The sequence below is a fragment of the Aeromonas sp. QDB17 genome, assembly GCF_027705305.1.
Lineage (GTDB): Bacteria > Pseudomonadota > Gammaproteobacteria > Enterobacterales > Aeromonadaceae > Aeromonas > Aeromonas caviae.
The window spans coordinates 1-19,865 of record NZ_JAPDBP010000036.1 but is presented as its reverse complement, the minus strand read 5'-3'; the positions used below and the strand labels follow the sequence as shown (position 1 = coordinate 19,865).

Below are 19,865 nucleotides of genomic sequence, written 5' to 3'. Positions count from 1 at the left end.
GATTGGATCGGACATACTGAGTACAGTGAAACCAGAATAGAGCAATTAGATCACATCTTTAATCTGATTGGTATGAGAGGCGCGATACAAGTTAATCCACTGATCCATACGTTGTCCTCGAAACCCTTGCCAGTGCCATCATCACCAGCACTACCATCATTCCAGGCCGAGCATCTTCCGGGAGCGAGATGCCCGATACAGATTCATCCACTGATCCATACGTTGTCCTCGAAACCCTTGCCAGTGCCGTCATCACCAGCACTACCATCATTCCAGGGCGAGCATCTTCCGGGAGTGCGATGCCCGATACAGATTCATCCACCGCTCCATACGTTGTCCTCGAAACCCTTACAGCAGCTTGTCGATGCCGTAAGCCGGGCCGTTGGCCACCAGAAAATCGATGAATGCCCTCAGCTTGCGCGGCATCAGGCGCCGCTCGGGAAACAGCAGGTAGATGGGCACCCTGGGTTGCTGCCACTCCGGCAGCAAGGAGACCAGCGTCCCGTTCGCCAGCTCATCATGGCACAGCATGGCGGGCAGGGAAGCCAGCCCCAGCCCCGCCTTCGCCGCCTCCCTGGCACAGGTGATGTTGTTGACCTGGAAGCGGGACGGGGGATCCACCAGCACTTCGCGATCATCCAGCTCGAAACACCAGTGCGAGGCGAGGAACCCCGTGCTGACCGCGATCCGCTCGTGATGCACCAGATCGGCGGGCCTCTGGATCACCGGGTGGCGCGCCAGATAGTCCGGGCTGGCGCACAGCAGCCGCTCGGTGCTCCAGAGACGCCGCGCCGCCAGGTTGGAGTCGCTCATGTCGCCGACCCGCACGATGGCATCCAGCCCCTCGCTGATGGGATCCACGATGCGGTTGGTCAGCTCCAGCTCCACCTTCATGCCCGGATAGGCTTGCAGGAAGTTCGCCACCAGCCTGCCCACCACCAGCTGTCCCGTCTCGATGGGCACCGCCAGCTTGAGGGTCCCCGTCACCTCCTGCTGGCTGGCACTGAGCATCAGTTCGGCCTGGGCCAGCTCCTCCACCGCCTTGCTGCAGCGTAGATAATATTGTTCACCGGCTTCCGTCAGGGTGAGCTGCCGGGTGGAGCGATAGAGCAACCGCGCGCCGAGACGCTGCTCCAGCTCGGCAATGCGGCGGCTCACCGTCGCCTTGGTCATGCCCAGCTCCTGGGCAGCGGCGGTAAAGGAGCCCTTGTCGACGATACGAACGAGGATTAAGGCAGCATTCAGGTCCATTGTTTCACCAGTGAAACTGTATATCTCATGAATGGATACTAATCGAAACAGTTACACGATGTTAGCCTGCCCGCCACAGTTCAGGAAAACCAATATCATGAGTCAACACAAGAAGATCCCCCTGCTGGCCGCCCTGGTGCTGGCCCTGCTCGGCCTGCTGTTTGCCGGTTACTGGTATCTGCATGGCCGCTACTTCGAGAGCACCGACAACGCCTACCTGCAAAGCGAGGTGACCGGCATCGGTTCCAAGCTCTCCGGCTACATCAGCGAAGTACTGGTGACCGACAACCAGGCGGTGAAGGCCGGCCAGCTCATCGCCCGGCTCGACGACCGCGAATACAGGACCAAGGTGGCGGAGGCCGAGGCCGATCTGCGCCTCAACCAGGCGACTGCGGATAACCTCGCCGCCACCCGTATCCAGCAGTTGAGCCTCATCCGCCAGGCCGAGGCCAAGGTCAGCTCGGCCAATGCCGAGCAGGTCCGGGCCCAGCAGCAGGTGCGCCGGGTCAGCCAGCTCAATGAGCGTCACTACAGCTCCCAGGACAGCCTGGACGAGGTCCGTGCCGGCTTGCAGGTCAACCAGGCCCAGGCACTGGAGGCCAAAGCCGCCCTGCAGGCCGCCCGCGAGCGGCTGCTGGTGCTGGATGCCGAAGCCAAGCAGAACCAGGCCAGGCTGGCTTTGAGCGAGGCCCAGCTTGAACAAGCCAGGCTGGAACTCGGCTACACCGAGCTGCGAGCCCCGGCTGACGGCATCATCGGCAAGCGCAGCCTGCGGGAAGGGCTCTACGTCCAGTCCGGTATGCAGGTGGCCAGCCTGGTGCCCCTGAGCCAGGTGTGGGTCGAGGCCAACTTCAAAGAGACCCAGTTGCAGCACATGCAGCCGGGCCAGAAGGTGGAGGTGATCCTGGATGCCTATCCGGATCAACCGGTCGAGGGGATCATCGACAGCCTCTCTCCGGCCACCGGCGCCAAGTTCGCCCTGCTGCCGCCGGAGAACGCCACCGGCAACTTCACCAAAATCGTGCAGCGGGTGCCGGTCAAGATCCGCATGCCGGATCCGGGCGCCCTGGCGGGCAAGCTGCTGCCCGGCCTCTCCACCGAGGTGATCGTCGACACCCGCACCCCTGATCCCGTGGTGGCCGCCCACTGATGGACGCCATACCACGCCGCAACTGGATCGCGGTCATGGGGGGCCTCATCGGCGCCTTCATGGCCATCCTCGACATCCAGATCACCAACGCCTCCCTGAAAGACATTCAGGGGGCGCTCTCGGCCACCCTGAGCGAGAGCTCCTGGATCTCCACCTCCTATCTGGTGGCGGAGATGATCGCCATTCCGCTGAGCGGCTGGCTGAGCCGGGGACTGAGCGTGCGGCGCTACCTGCTGTGGACCACGGGCGCCTTCATCGTCGCCTCCGTGCTCTGCTCGTTCAGCTGGAACCTCACCAGCATGATCGTCTTTCGGGCGCTGCAGGGCTTTACCGGCGGGGCCCTGATCCCCATGGCCTTCTCCCTCATTGTCAGCCTGCTGCCGCTGCACAAGCGGGCCACCGGCATGGCGCTGTTCGGCCTGTGCGCCACCTTCGCCCCCGCCATCGGCCCGACCCTGGGGGGCTGGCTGACGGAGCAGATGTCCTGGCACTACATCTTCTATCTGAACGTGCCGCCCGGCCTGCTGGTGATGGCCATGCTGGCCCACGGACTGGACAGGAAGCCGGTGGACTGGGAGGTGATCAAGCGGGTGGATCTCATCGGTATCCTCACCATGGCGGTGGGTCTCGGCCTGTTGGAAGTGGTGCTGGAAGAGGGCAACCGGGAGGACTGGTTCGGCTCGAGCTTCATCGTGCGGCTCACCGTCATCTCGGTGGTGGCCCTGGTGTTCTTCGTCATCAGCCAGTTGCTGCGCCGCCACCCCCTGGTCAACCTGCGGCTGCTGCACAACCCGCGCTTCGCCCTGGCCTGCTTCGCCTACCTGGTGCTCGGCATGGGGTTGATGGGCTCCATCTATGTGCTGCCCCTCTACATGACCCAGATCCACAATTACAACGCCCTGGAAATCGGTGAGGTGCTGATGTGGATGGGGTTGCCCCAGTTGCTGGTGCTCCCCCTGGTGCCCAAGCTGACCCACAAGATAGATCCGCGCTATCTGGTGAGCTTCGGCTTTCTGGTCTTCGCCATCAGTTGCTTCATGAACGTGAACATGAATGCCGACTACGCCGGGCCCCAGCTGATCCAGTCCCTCATCGTGCGGGCCCTGGGGCAGCCCTTCATCATGGTGCCCCTCTCCCTGGTGGCGACCGCCAGCCTGACGCCGGACGAGATCCCCTCCTCCTCCACCCTGCTCAACGTGCTGCGCAACCTGGGGGGCGCCTTCGGCATCGCCATCATCGCCACCCTGATCGACAACGACACCCGGACTCATGTCAGCCAGATCGGTAGCACCCTGGCCGCCACCAGCATCGAGGGGCAGGCCTATCTGATGCAGCTGGCCCAGAACATGATGGCCCAGGGAGCCGGGCCGGAGCAGGCCCAGTTGCAGGCCCGGGCCATGCTGTCGAACACCATCAGCCGCGAGGCGGCCATCATGGCCTACAACCAGGTGTTCTACGTAATGGGTATCTTCCTGCTGATCGCCAGCGCCCTGATGCTGCTGCTCAAGCAGCCGGCCCCGAGGGACCCTGACGCAGAACCGGTCGAGGCGTGAAAGGTGGGGATCACATAGCAAAACGGGCCAGAAGGCCCGTTTTTCATAGCTGCCCGCCGGTCAGCCCGCCAGGGAGGCGGCGATCAGGAACTGGGCCGCGAAGTAGCTGCTCATGATCCAGGCCGTGGCATGGGGGAAGGGGCGGCGGAATCTGTCCAGCGCCAGCATGCTGTCGGAGAAGAGGAACATCAGCGCCCCCACCAGGGCGGCGGCGCTGCCGGCAGTGAGAGAGGCATGCCAGGCACCGGCAGCCACCCAGGCCATGGCGATGATCACCAGCATGTAGCAGAAGACGGGGATCCTCATCTCGCCGAGCTGCCCCCACAGGAGCCCGAACACCATGCCGGCCACCAACAGCAGCAACAGGCCGTCCACCAGCTTGAGCACCAGGGGCCCCTGGGCGAACCCGACGATGTAGCAGAGGTGAGCGACAAGAAATGCCGCCAGTCCCTGGATGAAACGATCCCGTGGCAGCATCAGCAGCACGTCACCCGCCAGCGACAAGCAGAGACCGAGCAGGATCCAGGCGTGGGAGCCGTTGTGATCGTCGCCCTGGTAGCCAAACGCCAGGGCGATGATGAACAGCATGGTCAGGGGTTTGCTGATGTAGAACTGACGGGAGTCTGAGCCGTAAGCCGCGCGGATGTGCCACCAGCCCGATGCGATGATCAAGAAACTCAATAACATGCCCTGCTCCTCACCGGCTGCTCGCCCTGGGGCGGCAACCTCTTTAGTGCCCGCAAGAGTAGCAAATTCCCCCGGCCAGTGGCAGAGGCTGAAGCAGATGGCACCCTACACCTAAAGTCTAATTGCCCCCATCTCCGCCCTCGGGCATAAGAGACAGCTCTGGAGGATCACCATGGAAGACGCTATGACCAACTACCTGCCCGCTATCGATATCATGATGTGCCATCTTGGCATCAGCTTTGAACAGGCCTGCGAGCAGCTTGGCCTCAGCCCGCAGGAGCAGCAGACCCTCGACCAACTGCAAAAACAGAAGCAGACCCAGTCCAACTGATGCCCTGGACTGATGGCCCGAAGCGGCCGGCATCACAGTCCAGCATAAAAAACGGCGCCCGAAGGCGCCGTTTTTTATTGGGTGATGATCAGGATCGAGCGACCCGGCGGCGTTGCAGCCAGACCACGGCCCCGAACAGCAGGAAGCCCGGCAGCCACATCAGCTCCTTGGGCCAGCGCTCGGTAGGCGCCTTGACGCTCAGGATCTGCTGATCCATCTCCAGCCCCAGATCGGCGGCCTGGCTGCCGAAGGTGACGGTGTCGATCAGGATCTTGCCGTCCTGCTCATAGGTCTGGATCCCCAGCTTGGCCAGACGGTCCTCACCACTGACGCCCTCCGGCACCGGCAGCAGCACGGTGAAGCGGCGCAACTTGCCCACCGCATCTTCCCCTTCCATGCGCAGGCGCAGGGTGCTCTCGGCCTCCACCTGCCCCATGGTCTGGACCAGCTCGGCCGGGGCTGTGTCGCGATACGGGTCGTGCAGCAGATCCATCCAGAAGCCAGGACGGAACAGGGTGAAGGCCACCAGCAGCAGCAGCACGCTCTCGTACCAGCGGCTCTTCACCAGGAAGAAGCCCTGGGTGGCGGCAGCGAAGATCAGCATGGCGATGGTGGCCACGAAGAAGATCAGTACGCCGTGGGCGAAGTCCACGTCGATCAGCAGCAGATCCGTGTTGAAGATGAACAGGAAGGGCAGCGCCGCGGTACGCAGGCTGTAGTAGAACGCCGTGATCCCGGTCTTGATGGGGTCGCCCTTGGAGACGGCGGCCGCGGCGAACGAGGCCAGCCCCACCGGCGGGGTCACGTCCGCCATGATGCCGAAGTAGAAGACGAACAGGTGCACCGCGATGAGCGGCACGATGAGGCCGTTCTGCTGACCCAGGGTGACGATCACCGGCGCCAGCAGGCTCGATACCACGATGTAGTTGGCAGTGGTCGGCAGCCCCATGCCGAGGATGAGGCTCAGCAGCGCGGTGAGGATCAGCATGAGCAGCAGGTTGCCCATGGAGAGGAACTCCACCAGATCCGCCAGCACCAGGCCGACGCCGGTCTGGGAGACGGCCCCGACGATGATGCCGGCAGTGGCGGTGGCAATGCCGATGCCGATCATGTTGCGGGCACCGGCAATCAGCCCCTCGCGCAGGTCCACTACGCCATCGGTGAAGGAGCCGTAGTCATGCTTGCCGTCGGTGCGCAGCCAGTTCAGCAGCGGTCGCTGGGTCAGCAGGATGATGATGAGCATCACCGAACCCCAGAAGGCCGACAGGCCGGGGGAGAGGCGCTCCACCATCAGACACCACACCAGCACCACCACGGGCAGCAGGAAGTGCAGGCCGGAGAGCAGCACGGCGCGGGTCTCGGGCAGCTCGTCCAGTGGCTTGTCCGGGTCTTCCGCCGGCAGCGGTGCGTTGCTCGCGGCGATCTTCAGCAGTCCCAGGTAGGCGACGGCCAGCAGCACGCTGATCCCCGGCAGGGCATAGTCACCCAGTACCGGCTTGAGCCAGCCCAGACCGTAGTAGACCGCCATGGAGAGGCCGCTGATGAGGGCGGCACCGAAGGCGAAGCCGGTCAGGCGACGCAGCCAGGGGCGCGGCTGACGGTTGCCGATGGGCTGCATCCCGAGCTTGAGCGCCTCGAGGTGCACGATGTAGAGCAGGGCGATGTAGGAGATGGCCGCCGGCAGGAAGGCGTGCTTGATGATCTCCACATAGGGGATGCCCACGTACTCCACCATCAGGAAGGCCGCAGCCCCCATGACCGGCGGCATGATCTGGCCGTTGACCGAAGAGGCCACTTCCACCGCGCCGGCCTTCTCCTTGGAGAAACCGACCCGTTTCATCATGGGGATGGTGAAGGTGCCCGTGGTCACCACGTTGGCGATGGAGGAGCCGGAGATGACGCCGGTCAGGGCCGAGGCGACCACGGCCGCCTTGGCCGGGCCGCCGCGCAGGTGACCCAGCAGGCTGAAGGCGAGCTGGATGAAGTAGTGGCCCGCACCGGCACGCTCGAGCAGGGCGCCAAACAGCACGAACAGGAAGACGAAGCTGGTGGAGACCCCAAGGGCGATGCCGAACACCCCTTCGGTGGTGATCCACTGGTGGTTGGCCAGCGCATGCAGGCTCACCCCGCGGTGGGCCAGCAGGGAAGGCATCCAGGGACCGGCCAGGCTGTAGGCCAGGAAGACGATGGCGATGACCGCCAGGGCCGGGCCCAGGGCGCGGCGGGCCGCTTCCAGCAGGAGCGGAATGCCGACGCAGGCCACCGCGAAGTCCATGGTGGTCAGGTTGCCGGGACGCTGGGCAAGCTCCTGGTACATCACGAACAGATAGCTGGCGACGGCGGCACCGACGAGGCCGAGAGCGATGTCGGCAAGGGGAACCCTGTCTCGCGGTGAGCTGCGCATGGCGGGGAACACCAGGTAGGCGAGCAGGATGGCGAAGGCTAGGTGAATCGAGCGTGTTTCAGTGTCGTTGAGGACGCCGATGCCGAGGGAGAAGGGCAGCGGCGAGGCAATCCAGAGCTGGAACAGGGACCAGATCAGCGCAAGACCCGCGATGATCCAGCTCATGGGGCCGACGGGCAGCCTGGCGCCGACGTCCTGGGCGATCAGCTCCTCGGCCGAGAACGCCTCTTGTTGTTGTGTTTGCTGCATAGTGTGACTCTGTAGGTACTGCAATAAATGAGACTCGCTCCCCCGAAGGAGGAGCGAGTCCGGGGCACATCCGAAGACGCTGCCGGATTACATCCAGCCACGTTCCTTGTAGTAACGCACAGCGCCTTCATGCAGCGGAGCGGAGAGACCCACCTTGATCATGTCGGCTTCTTTCAGATCCGCGAAGGCCGGGTGCAGGCGCTTGAAACGGTCCAGGTTGTCGAACACGGACTTGACCAGCTGGTAGACCACTTCCGGGTCAGCCTTGGCGCTGGTGGAGAGCACCGCCTTGCCACCGATGGACGGGGTCGGGTTCGGGCTGCCCTTGTAGAGACCACCCGGGATCTCGGCCTTGCTGTAGTAGCTCTTCTCGGCCAGCAGCTTGTCGATCTCGGGGCCGGTGACCGGCACCAGCACGGTGTCCGTGGTGGTGGAGGCTTCCTGGATGGCGCCGTTCGGGTGGCCGACGAAGTAGCTCATGGCGTCGATGTTGTTGTCACCCAGGGCAGAGGCCTGCTCGGCGGGTTTCAGTTCGGAGACCAGGCTGAACGCGGATTTGTCCCAGCCCTTCACGGTCATGATCTCTTCAAAGGTGTCACGCTGACCGGAACCCGGGTTGCCGATGTTGACGCGCTTGCCCTTCAGGTCGTCGAAGCTGGCGACCTTGGCGTCCTTGCGGGCCAGGATGGTGAACACTTCGCTCTGCAGGGAGAAGACGGCGCGGATGTCATCCATCGGACCTTCGGCCTTGAACGGCTCGACGCCCTTCATCGCCTTGTACTGGTGGTCGGACTGCATGATGCCGAAGTTGAATTCGCCGGAGCGGATGCCGTTGACGTTGGCAACACCGCCGCCACTGGCCGGTGCGTTGCACTTGATCTGGTGATCGGCGGCGCCTCGGTTGAGGAAGCGGCAGATGGACTGGCCCGCCACGTAGTAGACGCCGGTCTGACCGCCGGTGCCTATGGTCACGAAGCGCTCCTGCGCTTGCACCGGACCACCAAACGACACACCGACCAGAGCCGCCGACAAGGCGCACGCCAAGGATAATCCTTTCATGTTCTTCATCCTTTTCATTGATTTATTTCACCCGTTTCCCGGGAGAATATGAGACAGACCCGCATCAAGACTGGGTTCGCCTATACGACCTCGTACGAGGAAATGGTCGAGCGGCACGCGCCCTTCCAGAAGCCACCATCATCCTGCGGTGAGATAATCAGCGTCATGCCGATCGGAGGTGATCTGACCAGAAACGGGTCAGTTCAAAAGCATTAACGCCCCGATTAAGCACATAACACCAACATAAATCAAACAAAACAGCAAAATGGCGGATTTAAATAGCGAGAAGTTTGAAGCGGATCATTCATTTCTCAAGGGCAGATTAATTACATGAACTATCAAAGGGAAGCAATAAAAAGCACGCCCAGATTCTTTCGCAACCCTTGACTGGCAAGGATTAGAAACCTGGTCCGTTATATTGCGAAGTGCTTACTGAACAGCATAAACACGACGTTAATGACGCTTTTGTCGCCAAGATGCAAAAACCCCGATCCGGGGCTGCCGGAACGGGGTTTGGTAACAAGCTGATTTCATTTGGGCCCGGCCATCACGCCTTGCTGCCAGCCAGCTCCAGAATGAAGGCGAACTCCAGGGCGATGTCCTCATAGGCCTTGAAACGGCCCGACTTGCCGCCGTGACCGGCCTCCATGTCGGTACTGAGCAGCAACTGGTTGTCGTCCGTCTTCAGTTCACGCAGCTTGGCCACCCACTTGGCCGGCTCCCAGTATTGCACCTGGGAGTCGTGCAACCCCGTGGTCACCAGCAGATTCGGGTAGGCCTGGGCCTTGACCTGATCGTAGGGGCTGTAGGCCTTCATGTAGTCGTAGTAGCGCTTCTGGTTCGGGTTGCCCCACTCGTCATACTCCCCTGTGGTGAGGGGAATGGACTCGTCCAGCATGGTGGTGACCACGTCGACGAAGGGCACCTGGGCCACCACGCCGCGATAGAGCTGGGGCGCCTGGTTGATGACGGCCCCCATCAGCAGGCCGCCGGCGCTGCCTCCCATGGCATAGACCTGATCCCTGGCGCCGTAGCCTTGCGCCACCAGCGCCTCGGTCACGTCGATGAAGTCGTTGAAGGTGTTCTGCTTCTTGAGCAGCTTGCCCTCTTCATACCAGGTGCGGCCCAGCTCCTCGCCACCCCGGATATGGGCGATGGCGTAGACGAAGCCCCGGTCCAGCAGGCTCAGGCGTGAGCTGCTGAAGTCCGGGTCCATGCTGGCGCCGTAGGAGCCATAGCCGTAGACCAGCAGGGGATTGGTGCCTGCACCACCCCCTGCCTTCTTGAACTTGTCCTTGCGATAGACCAGCGACACCGGCACGGCTACGCCGTCACGGGCGGTGATCCAGAGCCGCTCGCTGGCATATTGCGCAGGCACGAAGCCTGCCACCGGCTGCTGCTTGAGCAGAGTCCGCTTGCCGCTGTCCATGTCCAGCTCGTAGGTGGAGGACGGCGTGGTCATGGAGGAGTAGCCATAGCGCAGGGCGCTGGTGTCCGGCTCCGGGTTGTAGGCAAGCCAGGTGACATAGGCGGGATCGTCGAAGGCGATCTCCTTCTGTTCGCCGCTCTGCCAGTTGACCTGACGCAACCGGGTCAACCCCTGGCTGCGCTCCTCCAGCACCAGCCAGTCCCTGAACAGGGCATAGCTCTCCAGCAGCACGTCCGGATTGGGGGCGATCACCGCCTTCCAGCGATCCACCGGGCTCTCCTTGGTCTCATAGAGGCCGAAGTTCTTGCCGTCCTTGTTGGAGCGCACATAGAAGCGGCCGCGGTAGTGATCCAGGCTGTATTCGTGATCCACCTGACGGGGCAGGAACAGGCGTGGCGTCTGGCCCGGCACATTGGCATCGATGAGGCGCGCCTCGCTGGTGGTGGTGCTGGAGAGGGAGATGACGATGAAATCTTCCGAGGTGGTGGCGTAGAGGCTCACATAGAAGGAGTCGTCCTTCTCCTCGTAGACCAGGGTGTCCTTCGCGGGATCCGTGCCCAGCTCGTGGCGATAGACCTGGTAGGGCAGCAGAGTCTTGGGGTGCTTGCGCACGTAGAAGACCGTCTTGCTGTCGTTGGCCCACACCAGGTTGCCGGAGGTGTTCTCGAGGGTGTCGGCAGCCCAGGCGCCGCTCTCCAGATCGAGGAACTGGATCCTGTATTGACGGCGGGAGAGATAATCTTCCGCCACCGCCAGCCAGCGGTTGTTGCGGCTCACCTCGAGCGCCCCCAGGGCATAGAACTCGTGGCCTTCGGCGCGCTGGTTGCCATCCAGCAGCAGGGCGGAGGCCCCGTCCCCTTCCACCTTGCTGCGGGAGTAGATGGCGTACTCCTTGCCCGGCTCGTAACGGGTCTGATAGCGGTAGCCGTTCTTCACATAGGGGACAGACTCGTCCTGCTGGGGAATGCGGGCCACCATCTCCTTGTAGAGCTGCTCGCGCAGCGGCTTGATCGGTGCGAGCATGGCCTCGGTGTAGGCATTCTCGGCCTTGAGATAGTCCAGCACCTCGGGCTTCTGCCGCTCGTCGTCACGCAGCCAGTAGTAGTTGTCGACGCGCGTGTCCCCGTGTTTTTTCAGGGTATGGGGGTGCTTGGCAGCCACCGGGGGGACAATGACAGGCTGGGTGGAAGTATCGCTTGTAGGCATGGCGGACTCTTCGTTGGCATGGGAACAGGGCGCAGCAAGCAGGCAAGCCAGCAGCAACCCCCGGGAAAAGGTGAACATGTCGCATCCTTTGCGCTGTCACAGGGCCGCCCCTCCCGCTGGTGCTGCACGCATCCAGACGGCACACCGGCAGGCAGTGGGAAAAGCGTCCCTGAGAAAATAAAAATTGGCGATCAATCTGCCCCTTGTCGCCCGGGGTTGCAAGGGCTCCCCGGACATTACCCCCCAAATCGACGAAAAAGGGCCGCCATCTCGCGATGGCGGCCCTCCTCCCTGACCGTGGGCGACACGGGTTCGCTCAGGTGTGCCTCACATGATGGAAGTGTGTCTGCTCACGGTCAGCATCCATCAGCCGGGGTAGCTCGACCAGACTTTGGTCGCGCCCTCGTCACTGATGCTCAGCACCTGATAGGGCTGACCCGGAATATCCATGCCCGGCGCACTCTGGGGCATCCCCGGAATGGTCAGACCGCGGATCGCCGGTTTTTCCTTGAGCAGCTTCTGCACGTCGGCAGCGGGCACATGCCCCTCCACCACATAGCCATTCACCACCCCGGTGTGGCAGGAGGCCAGCTGCGGGGTGATGCCATGCTGCTGCTTGATCGGGTCAAGCTGCTCGGTTTCCACGACCTTGACCTCAAAGCCGTTCTCTTCCATGTGCTTGATCCAGGTCTTGCAGCAACCGCAATACTGGGACTTGTAGACGGTCATCTGCCCGGTTGCCAGAGCAGAAAAACTGATGGTACCGGCCAGCACGGCCAGTAACAGGGACTTGTACATATCTCACCTCGGTTAAGAAGAAATGCCCGGAAAGGGAAACTCGACTCAGCCGTGGTGACGGGGCGGACGCTCGAGACGCTCCAGGGGCGCCTCCGGCATGAACAGAGAGGGAGAGAGGAATGTCGGCCTGTCGGGCTCAAGCCGGGCAACCGTCAGGCTGTCGCTGGTGAGCACCGTCATGGCGAGCGCCGAGGTGAAGCTGCCGCAGGGCATGGCTTTTTCCAGGGTACGCTCGCTCTGGCTGCAATGGGGCGTCAGGGTACAGAGATCGGTGGCCGCACGGCTGCCAAACGACATCAGCACCAGCACCAGACTCCACAGGGGGAGCCAGCGGCGGGCGCGAGCGAGTTGGCGACGGGTCAGGACCATGAGACGACTCAATGACGAAAGAGGGCCTATGGTAACCCTTGGCCCAGGGGGAGGGTCAACCCCTCCCCCGTCTGCATCAGGGTTGCTGACGGGTGGCCGCCAGCACGATCTCCCGCACGCAGACGTTGGCCGGCTGGTGCCAGGCGTAGAGCACGGCGTCGGCGATCACCTCGGGTGCAATGACGCCTCCCATCTGATCCTTCCAGTCGTGATAGCCCGCCTTGATGCGCTCGTCCGTGGTGTGGCTGAGCAGCTCGGTCTCCACCGCGCCCGGAGCGATGGTCACCATCCGCACGCCGACATCGGCCACCTCTTCCCGGATATTCTCGGTCAGGGCGTGAACGGCGAACTTGGTGGCGCAGTAAGCGGCATGGTTCGGGAAGGTCTTGCGACCGGCGATGGAGCTGATGTTGATGATGGTTCCGCTGCGGCGGGCCTTCATGCCGGCCAGTACCGCATGCACGCCATTCAGAACCCCCATCACGTTGATGTTGAGCATCTGCTGCCACTCGGCGGGATCCTGCACGTCGGCCTGTCCCAGCAGCATGACGCCGGCATTGTTGACCAGACATCCCACCGGGCCGAATTGCGCCTCCGCCTGCGCCACGGCGGCCTTCATGGCGGCGGTGTCGGTGACATCGACCCCGATGCAGAGGGTATCGGGCAGGTTCAGCGCCTGCATGGGCTCGACCCGGCGGGCCAGCAACAGCAGCGGATGGCCGGCGGCGGAGAAGGCGCGGGCAATGGCGGCACCGATCCCGGCGGACGCGCCGGTGATCACCACGAGGGACTTGGACATGGAGTTTTCCTTCTGATGCGTTGAAATGGGCGTCAAACAAGGGCTGGCCAGCACGGGACCCAGTCACTATAGTCGCTACATCCATCGGCGATAAATATAGTTTTCCGCTGGTTATCATCTGAATTAACTATGGTATCCCCATGCTGGACCTGAGATTGCTGCGCTTCTTCATCGCCATCTATGAAGAGAAGAACATCACGGCGGCGGCAGCCCGCTGCCACGTGAGCCAACCCTCCCTCTCCGCCGGCCTTCGCCAGCTCGAAGAGAGCCTGGGGGACAGCCTCTTCATCCGGGGCAAGAAGGGGGTGGAAGCGAAGGATCCGGCCCACTATCTCTATCCCCACGCCGTCAAGCTGGTGGAAGAGGCGCGTCGCCTGCCGACCCTGTTTCGCCAGAAGGCGACGCGTGCGAGACTCAACATGGCCATCATGCCCGACCTCAGCCGCCGTCGGCTGGCGGGATTGCTTCGGCGGGTGCAGGGGGTGCTGCCCGAGCTGGATCTCACCCTCTCCGATTACGGCACCCCGGCCGACTGCCGGCTGACCCTGGATGCCCTGCGCCGGGAGGACGAGATCTTCCTGCCGCTCTGGGAAGAGGAGTACGTGCTGTGCGTTCCCAGGGGACACCCTCTTGCGGGCAGGGCGCGTATCGAGCTGGCTGAGTTGCAACACCATGATTTCATTGAGTGCCCACCCTGCGAAGCCCATCAGCAAACCATAGGCCTGCTGGCCTGTGACCGGCTCACCCTCAATCTGGTGGCCAAGGCCGAGAGCAAGGGGCTGGTGATGGCGCTGGTGCTGGCCGGAGTGGGCATCAGCTTCCTGCCCGACGGGCTGGTGGAGGACGAAGCGGGCCTGTGCACCCTGCCCGTGAGCGGCCCCCGGATGTTCCGCCGCATCGGCCTCTGCTACCCCGCCCACCAGACCCTGAATCCGGCGCTGCGCGCACTGATCCCGGAACTGGCGGGCCAGGGAGCTTCTTGATAACGTTTCAGCTCACAGTCTGTCGCATGTGCCGGCAGCAGACCCTCTTCAGGAATCCCATGAAACGCATTCTGGTCATCTTTTCACACCCGGCGCTGCAGAGTTCCCGGGCCAACAAGCAACTGCTGCACGCCATCGAGGGGCTGGAGGGGATCACCCTGCACGATCTCTGCCAGCGCTATCCGGACATGTTCATCAACGTGAAACGGGAACAGGCCCTGCTGGCGGAGCACGACATCATCGTTTTCCAGCACCCCTTCTACTGGTACTCCTGCCCGGCCATCATGAAAGAGTGGATGGACCTGGTGCTGGAGTACGGCTATGCCTACGGCCCCGAGGCCCATGCCCTCAACGGCAAGCAGTGGCTCAGCGCCATCACCACGGGGGGCGGCCCGGAGTCCTACTGCCGCGCCGGCTACAACCAGCGCCCGCTGCTCGACTTCCTGCTCCCCTTCCAGCAGACCGCACAGCTGTGTGGCATGCGCTGGCTGCCCCCTTTCGTGCTGCACTCTTTCCACAAGCTCGAGGATCCCGAGGCGCTGCGCCGCTGCGGCCAGGACTATCGCCAACTGCTGTGCGCCCTGCGTGACGAGCAGCTGACCCCGGCCCAGCTGGCCGAGAGCCCCTATCTGCGCGATCTGCTGGGGGTACTCCCATGACACACACTCGATCCGGGCGCAGGCCCGGCCAGCCCTCACCGGCATTCATCATGTTAAGGAGGAGCCGCTGATGGGACATGGATTGCTGTTTGACGCCCTGATCTACCTCTCGGCGGCGGTGATCGCCGTCCCGCTGGCCAAGCGGTGGGGGCTGGGCTCCGTCCTTGGCTACCTGCTGGCGGGGATCATCATAGGTCCCTTCCTGCTTGGTCTGGTGGGCGAGCAGAAAGACGTGATGCACTTCGCCGAGTTCGGAGTGGTGCTGATGCTGTTTCTGGTCGGTCTGGAGCTGCGCCCGGCTCTGTTGTGGCAACTGAAAGGGCCCATCCTCGGCACCGGTGGTCTGCAGGTGCTGCTCACCAGTGTCGCCCTGACCGGGGTGGGTTATCTTTTGGGTCTGCCCTGGCAGCAGGGGCTCGCCATCGGTCTCATTCTTGCGCTCTCCTCCACCGCCATCGTGCTGCAGAGCCTGCAGGAGCGCAAACTGATGCAGAGCGAAAGCGGCCGCTCCGCTTTCGCCGTGCTGCTGTTCCAGGACATCGCCGTCATCCCCATCCTGGCGATCCTGCCGCTGCTGGCCATCGCACCGGTCGCCAGCAGCGGCAGCTCGGAGCTGGCAGGCTGGCAGCACGGCCTGCTGGTGGTGGCCGCCATCGCCGGCATCGTGCTGGGTGGTCATTACCTGATGCGGCCGGTGTTTCGCGCCATCGCCCAGTCCCACATGCGGGAGATCTTCGTCGCTGCCGCCCTGCTGCTGGTGATCGCCATCGCCGTGCTGATGGAATCCGTCGGCCTCTCCCCCGCCCTCGGCTCCTTCCTCGCCGGCGTGGTGCTGGCGGACAGCGAATACCGCCACGAGCTGGAAGCAGACATAGAGCCGTTCAAGGGGCTGCTGCTCGGCCTCTTCTTCATGTCGGTGGGTGCCGGCATCGACTTCAGCCTCTTTGCCGCCCATCCCCTGTTGATCCCGGCACTGGTGATCGGTCTGATGGTGCTCAAGTGGCTGGTGCTGATGGGGCTCGGCTTTGTCATTCGCCTCTCCCCGAACCAGCGCTGGACCTTCGCCCTGGCCCTGGCCCAGGGCGGGGAGTTCGCCTTCGTGCTGTTCTCGTTCGCCGCCCAGAACAAGGTACTGCCGGGCAGCACCATCTCACTGCTGACTCTGGTCGTCGCCCTCTCCATGGCGCTGACACCGCTGCTGCTTATCCTCAACGATCGGGTGATCCAGCCCTGGTTCGACTACCGCAACCAGAGCGACACCCCCGAACACGAACAGCCCGAGCTGGTGGAACACCCGGTCATCATCGCCGGCTTCGGTCGCTTCGGTCAGATAGTGGGGCGTCTGCTCCACGGCCATGGTATTGGCACCACCATCCTGGAGCAGGATGCCAGCCAGATAGAGATGCTGAGAAAGTACGGCTACCAGGTGTTTTATGGGGATGCCAGCCGACTCGACCTGCTGCACGCGGCCGGCGCCCACAAGGCCAAACTCCTGGTGCTCTCCCTCAATGACCCGGCCACCTCCCTCGAAGTGATCGAGATGGTGAAAAAGCACTTCCCGCACCTCAGAATACTGGCCCGTGCCCAGGACAGACCCCATGCCCACGAGATCCTGCGCCACGGGATAGACAGCGTGCACCGCGAAACCCTGGGGTCGGCCGTGGATCTTGGGGTAGAAGCACTCACCCTCTTGGGATTCAGGGCCAATCAGGCCTGGCGTGCGGGGCAGATGTTCAAGCAGTATGACAACCGGCTGCTGCGGGAACAGGTCAACTACCTGGACGACGAACACACCTATATCAACAAGAGCCTGCAATACCGCGACATCCTCTCCGACCTGCTGCAAGACGATCAGGAAGGACAGGAGCGTACCCACGCCCATCAATGGAACAGCGGTCTGCCCGACAACGACAAGGAAGCAACATGATTGCCTATTACCCCATGCTCAAACACCTTCACATGACCCTGGCCCTGGTCAGCCTGCTGCTCTTCCTCTATCGCTGGCTGCTGGCACTGGGGGGCAGTGCCCGCCTGCAGCAGAAGTGGCTGAAGATCCTGCCCCATGTCAACGACACCTTACTGTTGCTGTTCGGGGTGCTGCTGGCGGTGACCCTGCAGATGAGCCCGGGTCAGCAGCCCTGGCTGATGGCCAAGCTGATCGCGCTGGTGGTTTACATCGGCTTCGGCGTCATGGCGCTCAAGCGTCCTGCCCGCGGCCAGAAGCTGGTGGCCGGAGTGGCCGCTCTCGCAGTATTCGGCTACATGGTGGGCGCAGCCATCACCAAATCAGCCTGGTCCTGGCTGGCCTGATCCGACAGCAAAAATCCCCGTCCGGTGGAGGAGAGCCCTCTCCTCCACATCATATTCTGCGCTTACCCATCATTTCTGTTTTTTCTTCTACACCAAATCCGTAAGACAGCACTTTCATTTGGCGAATTTTCATCATTTTTTAGCCTCAATTGCTGCCAGAAAAGAGAGTGTTCTCTTTTATGATCATGTAGTTAGCTTGGTTTGTATGAAAATGGCGACAGTTGTCGCAGCAAAACTTGCGACATAGACTGTCGCAAGGCATGGCTAGGATACACTCAACGCTAAACCAGTGAAGGCATGCACCATGAGTAAGAAGCTGTTACGACAACTGACCTTGGCGCGTTGCATCCCGCACCGCCCTTACAAGCTGACCGCCAGCCAACTCCAGGTAAAACTGGAAGAGGAAGGCATTCACGTCAGTCTCCGTACCGTGCAACGGGACCTGGAAGAGATGTCCGGCATGGGACTGTTCGACCTCACCTCCGATGAGCGCAGCAAGCCTCATGGCTGGTGCTTCGAGCGCCATGGTCTCAATGACTTTGCCAACATCATGCCGCTCTCGCTGGCAGTGGCCCTGAAAACCTGGAGCGACCAGGCGAGCCAACTGTTGCCGGCAAGCGTGCTGACCGAATTGAACCCGCTGATCGACAAGGCTGGTCAGGTGATCCGCGACAGCCAGAGCGAACTGGCCGAGCGCTGGCTGGAGAGCGTGCACCAGTCACCTCGCCCCTTCGCCGGCAATCCGGAGATCCGCCGCAGCACCCTGATCCGCGACGCCCTCTGGCGTGGCCGCAAGTTCAGCGCCGAGATCCAGCGTGTCATCAAGGAGCGTACTGTCTGGCTCTGCTATGACCGCATCAATCCCCTCGGCATCCTGAACCAGCCCGATGGCCCCATCCTGCTCTGTACCCTCTCCGAGCTGGATCCCAAGGTCTACGGCATTCCGTTCGATCACATCAAGAACGTGGAGTTGACCAACTTCAGCGCGACCCAGCCGAAGGACTTCAATATCCAGAAGCTAATCCGCGACCAGGGTTATCAGGACGTCAGCGGTCCGATCCGCTTCGTCGGGCGCATCGATGCCAACTGCCCGACACTGATCGATGGACAAATCCCGGGACATAACCCGCGTATGACCCGTTACGACAAGCGCAGCGTGGTGGTGGAGACCGAAGTGCAGGATACGCCCGAGTTCCGCTCCTGGCTGAACAACATGAGCGGCAACCTGGAGGTGCTTGCACCCGAATCACTGCGCAAGGCCTACCCGACTCCTGGGACAAGGGTCAGCTAAAGAAACCAGCAGACAATACAAAGCCGAGATTTATCTCGGCTTTTGTCTACTTTTAAAGCATAAGTATTCAATTAATTTTGAACTCTTACACCCCTGATTGAAGCGGCTGTACCATCGTTTTCCTACCGATTTCTGCTTGTAAGAGATCTGCCATTCCCCCTGTAAGACCCCTCAGTGTTGAACCGTACGTGAAGCCATCCCGCACTGGGTATGCTTTCCATGGAAACTATCTAAGCAACTGATAAACTTAGATAATATTCCACACAAGCCCATTTCTGCACCGCATGTCACGGAACCCAAGCCGAATGCACACCTTGTTCGAGCCCGTAATTGCCTTAGTATGGGTCTCACAAGGACGAGCTGATTCGGCAGGATGCAGAAACAGCGCATAAACAAGGAATAGCCTGCAGGATGTGGGCAAGGAACACCTCGGGATGGGGTTGATAGCCAGGATGGTTATCACAAGGATCGACAGGACAACCGCAGGATGCGGTAGTTGGATACCTCGGGATAAGGTTGAGTGGCACGGATTGTCGCTCATCAAGGATGAAAGGACACCGCAAGACGCGGTCAGGAACAGCTTCAAGATGAAGCGTGATAGCCAGGATGGTTATCAGTCAGGATGACGCAGGAACACCACGGGATGTGGTAATGGACACCTCTAGGAAGGAGAGGGTGAAGCAATCAGGACAGATTGCCAGGCTAGGAAGGCCACAGGACACCCCAACGGATTGGGAAGGGGAATTTCCAAAGGAAAGGATAGCGTCAAGGATTGCAGGGAGCATGGCAGTTCAGGGAATGGACGAAATGACTTGAGGGGACAGCGTCTGCTGTCCCCTTTTCTTTTGTGCGGCCACACATCAGAGAATGGAATCAGCCTGAGCGATCCTGCCCACATCACGCCATCTGCATCACTGATAACCTGTTTGTATACCCACCAGAGGCAGCCACAGTAGCGCTCCTTGCCTTTCCTCCGCCCTCCCTCGTCTATGCTCAGCGACATCCACTAGGCCCTCAGAACGCAGCAGATCAGCCGCAACCAACCAGCCAGGATATTTCCCGGCGACTAACTCCAGGTAACGATGGCCACTGACTTCTGCTCAGCCAGGCAGATTGTTGAGTCATCCCTGAACTGTCTATGTGTGTGACCACGAATGAAGCATGAATGCCATTCTATAGGGCGGAGATTGCCGTAGGGATGGGTGATAACCCAACCAAGCTACCTGCTACTGAGGATGAGAGACTGGGTAAATGTCAGATAGCAAAAAGGCCTTCCCGATAGGGAAGGCCTTTCAATTTAGTGGCGGAGCGGACGGGACTCGAACCCGCGACCCCCG

Annotated in this window: 16 protein-coding genes; 8 read left to right on the top strand and 8 right to left on the bottom strand. The window is 61.9% G+C overall.

The genetic code is table 11. From position 1 onward, the window contains the following. Nucleotides 1–348 precede the first annotated feature (348 nt). Complete coding sequence (locus OKC41_RS20250) at nucleotides 349–1,251, bottom strand: LysR family transcriptional regulator (protein ID WP_010672586.1); 903 nt, start codon at nucleotides 1,249–1,251, stop codon at nucleotides 349–351. A 97-nt stretch (nucleotides 1,252–1,348) separates the two neighbouring features. Here OKC41_RS20250 and OKC41_RS20245 point away from each other — a divergent pair, with 97 nt between their 5' ends. Both OKC41_RS20245 and OKC41_RS20240 read left to right on the top strand, forming a co-directional pair. After that, nucleotides 1,349–2,401, top strand: a complete 1,053-nt coding sequence (locus tag OKC41_RS20245; RefSeq protein WP_270672311.1) for an HlyD family secretion protein — start codon at nucleotides 1,349–1,351, stop codon at nucleotides 2,399–2,401. Further along, nucleotides 2,401–3,954 carry a DHA2 family efflux MFS transporter permease subunit gene (locus tag OKC41_RS20240; protein ID WP_113069468.1) on the top strand — a complete coding sequence of 518 codons (1,554 nt, stop codon included), beginning with the start codon at nucleotides 2,401–2,403 and terminating at the stop codon, nucleotides 3,952–3,954. The genes OKC41_RS20245 and OKC41_RS20240 overlap by 1 nt, the downstream gene beginning before the upstream one ends. A gap of 60 nt (nucleotides 3,955–4,014) precedes the next feature. Here OKC41_RS20240 and OKC41_RS20235 read toward each other — a convergent pair whose 3' ends face one another. Continuing rightward, on the bottom strand, nucleotides 4,015–4,641 hold the full coding sequence (locus OKC41_RS20235; protein ID WP_045522987.1) for a lysoplasmalogenase: 627 nt from the start codon (nucleotides 4,639–4,641) through the stop codon (nucleotides 4,015–4,017). A gap of 172 nt (nucleotides 4,642–4,813) precedes the next feature. Between OKC41_RS20235 and OKC41_RS20230 the strand changes: the two genes are divergently transcribed. After that, on the top strand, nucleotides 4,814–4,972 hold the full coding sequence (locus tag OKC41_RS20230; protein WP_005332188.1) for a hypothetical protein: 159 nt from the start codon (nucleotides 4,814–4,816) through the stop codon (nucleotides 4,970–4,972). A gap of 88 nt (nucleotides 4,973–5,060) precedes the next feature. On the opposite strand, the gene OKC41_RS20225 is transcribed toward OKC41_RS20230, so the two are convergent. The 6 genes from OKC41_RS20225 to OKC41_RS20200 all read right to left on the bottom strand — a co-directional run bounded on the left by OKC41_RS20225 (nucleotide 5,061) and on the right by OKC41_RS20200 (nucleotide 13,285). Continuing rightward, the gene (locus OKC41_RS20225; protein ID WP_270672310.1) at nucleotides 5,061–7,625 is read right to left on the bottom strand and encodes a TRAP transporter permease; all 2,565 of its coding nucleotides are present in this window, start codon (nucleotides 7,623–7,625) and stop codon (nucleotides 5,061–5,063) included. 87 nt (nucleotides 7,626–7,712) lie between these two features. Next, nucleotides 7,713–8,684 (bottom strand): TAXI family TRAP transporter solute-binding subunit, encoded by a 972-nt coding sequence (locus tag OKC41_RS20220; RefSeq protein ID WP_029313514.1) that lies wholly within the window; start codon nucleotides 8,682–8,684, stop codon nucleotides 7,713–7,715. A gap of 547 nt (nucleotides 8,685–9,231) precedes the next feature. After that, complete coding sequence (locus OKC41_RS20215; RefSeq protein ID WP_128271426.1) at nucleotides 9,232–11,397, bottom strand: S9 family peptidase; 2,166 nt, start codon at nucleotides 11,395–11,397, stop codon at nucleotides 9,232–9,234. 288 nt (nucleotides 11,398–11,685) lie between these two features. Then, a complete protein-coding gene (locus OKC41_RS20210) occupies nucleotides 11,686–12,117 on the bottom strand; it encodes a DUF411 domain-containing protein (RefSeq protein ID WP_043154436.1) in 432 nt (143 codons plus the stop codon). A gap of 45 nt (nucleotides 12,118–12,162) precedes the next feature. Beyond that, the gene (locus OKC41_RS20205; protein ID WP_039040397.1) at nucleotides 12,163–12,486 is read right to left on the bottom strand and encodes a hypothetical protein; all 324 of its coding nucleotides are present in this window, start codon (nucleotides 12,484–12,486) and stop codon (nucleotides 12,163–12,165) included. A 76-nt stretch (nucleotides 12,487–12,562) separates the two neighbouring features. Next, a complete protein-coding gene (locus tag OKC41_RS20200) occupies nucleotides 12,563–13,285 on the bottom strand; it encodes an SDR family oxidoreductase (RefSeq protein WP_010672575.1) in 723 nt (240 codons plus the stop codon). Nucleotides 13,286–13,425: 140 nt separating this feature from the next. On the opposite strand from OKC41_RS20200, the gene OKC41_RS20195 reads away from it, so the two are divergent. From OKC41_RS20195 to OKC41_RS20175, 5 genes are all read left to right on the top strand, one after another. Then, entirely contained in the window at nucleotides 13,426–14,268 is an 843-nt protein-coding gene (locus OKC41_RS20195; RefSeq protein WP_041212185.1) for a LysR family transcriptional regulator, read from the top strand. A gap of 59 nt (nucleotides 14,269–14,327) precedes the next feature. Continuing rightward, nucleotides 14,328–14,927 (top strand): NAD(P)H-dependent oxidoreductase, encoded by a 600-nt coding sequence (locus OKC41_RS20190; RefSeq protein ID WP_041212184.1) that lies wholly within the window; start codon nucleotides 14,328–14,330, stop codon nucleotides 14,925–14,927. 70 nt (nucleotides 14,928–14,997) lie between these two features. Further along, nucleotides 14,998–16,854 (top strand): monovalent cation:proton antiporter-2 (CPA2) family protein, encoded by a 1,857-nt coding sequence (locus tag OKC41_RS20185; protein WP_010672573.1) that lies wholly within the window; start codon nucleotides 14,998–15,000, stop codon nucleotides 16,852–16,854. Next, nucleotides 16,851–17,237: a SirB2 family protein gene (locus OKC41_RS20180; RefSeq protein WP_010672572.1), complete on the top strand. Its 387-nt coding sequence runs from the start codon at nucleotides 16,851–16,853 to the stop codon at nucleotides 17,235–17,237. The genes OKC41_RS20185 and OKC41_RS20180 overlap by 4 nt, the downstream gene beginning before the upstream one ends. Before the next feature lie 304 nt (nucleotides 17,238–17,541). After that, nucleotides 17,542–18,528 carry a YafY family protein gene (locus OKC41_RS20175; RefSeq protein WP_029313511.1) on the top strand — a complete coding sequence of 329 codons (987 nt, stop codon included), beginning with the start codon at nucleotides 17,542–17,544 and terminating at the stop codon, nucleotides 18,526–18,528. Nucleotides 18,529–19,865 lie beyond the last annotated feature (1,337 nt).

Bases quoted from the DNA above. Each gene is read 5' to 3' on its own strand.
- OKC41_RS20250 (WP_010672586.1), bottom strand. From the start codon at position 1,251: ATGGACCTGAATGCTGCCTTAATCCTCGTTCGTATCGTCGACAAGGGC.
- OKC41_RS20225 (WP_270672310.1), bottom strand. From the start codon at position 7,625: ATGCAGCAAACACAACAACAAGAGGCGTTCTCGGCCGAGGAGCTGATC.
- OKC41_RS20245 (WP_270672311.1), top strand. From the start codon at position 1,349: ATGAGTCAACACAAGAAGATCCCCCTGCTGGCCGCCCTGGTGCTGGCC.
- OKC41_RS20240 (WP_113069468.1), top strand. From the start codon at position 2,401: ATGGACGCCATACCACGCCGCAACTGGATCGCGGTCATGGGGGGCCTC.
- OKC41_RS20190 (WP_041212184.1), top strand. From the start codon at position 14,328: ATGAAACGCATTCTGGTCATCTTTTCACACCCGGCGCTGCAGAGTTCC.
- OKC41_RS20175 (WP_029313511.1), top strand. From the start codon at position 17,542: ATGAGTAAGAAGCTGTTACGACAACTGACCTTGGCGCGTTGCATCCCG.
- OKC41_RS20185 (WP_010672573.1), top strand. From the start codon at position 14,998: ATGGGACATGGATTGCTGTTTGACGCCCTGATCTACCTCTCGGCGGCG.
- OKC41_RS20230 (WP_005332188.1), top strand. From the start codon at position 4,814: ATGGAAGACGCTATGACCAACTACCTGCCCGCTATCGATATCATGATG.
- OKC41_RS20200 (WP_010672575.1), bottom strand. From the start codon at position 13,285: ATGTCCAAGTCCCTCGTGGTGATCACCGGCGCGTCCGCCGGGATCGGT.
- OKC41_RS20220 (WP_029313514.1), bottom strand. From the start codon at position 8,684: ATGAAAGGATTATCCTTGGCGTGCGCCTTGTCGGCGGCTCTGGTCGGT.
- OKC41_RS20235 (WP_045522987.1), bottom strand. From the start codon at position 4,641: ATGTTATTGAGTTTCTTGATCATCGCATCGGGCTGGTGGCACATCCGC.
- OKC41_RS20215 (WP_128271426.1), bottom strand. From the start codon at position 11,397: ATGTTCACCTTTTCCCGGGGGTTGCTGCTGGCTTGCCTGCTTGCTGCG.
- OKC41_RS20195 (WP_041212185.1), top strand. From the start codon at position 13,426: ATGCTGGACCTGAGATTGCTGCGCTTCTTCATCGCCATCTATGAAGAG.
- OKC41_RS20205 (WP_039040397.1), bottom strand. From the start codon at position 12,486: ATGGTCCTGACCCGTCGCCAACTCGCTCGCGCCCGCCGCTGGCTCCCC.
- OKC41_RS20210 (WP_043154436.1), bottom strand. From the start codon at position 12,117: ATGTACAAGTCCCTGTTACTGGCCGTGCTGGCCGGTACCATCAGTTTT.
- OKC41_RS20180 (WP_010672572.1), top strand. From the start codon at position 16,851: ATGATTGCCTATTACCCCATGCTCAAACACCTTCACATGACCCTGGCC.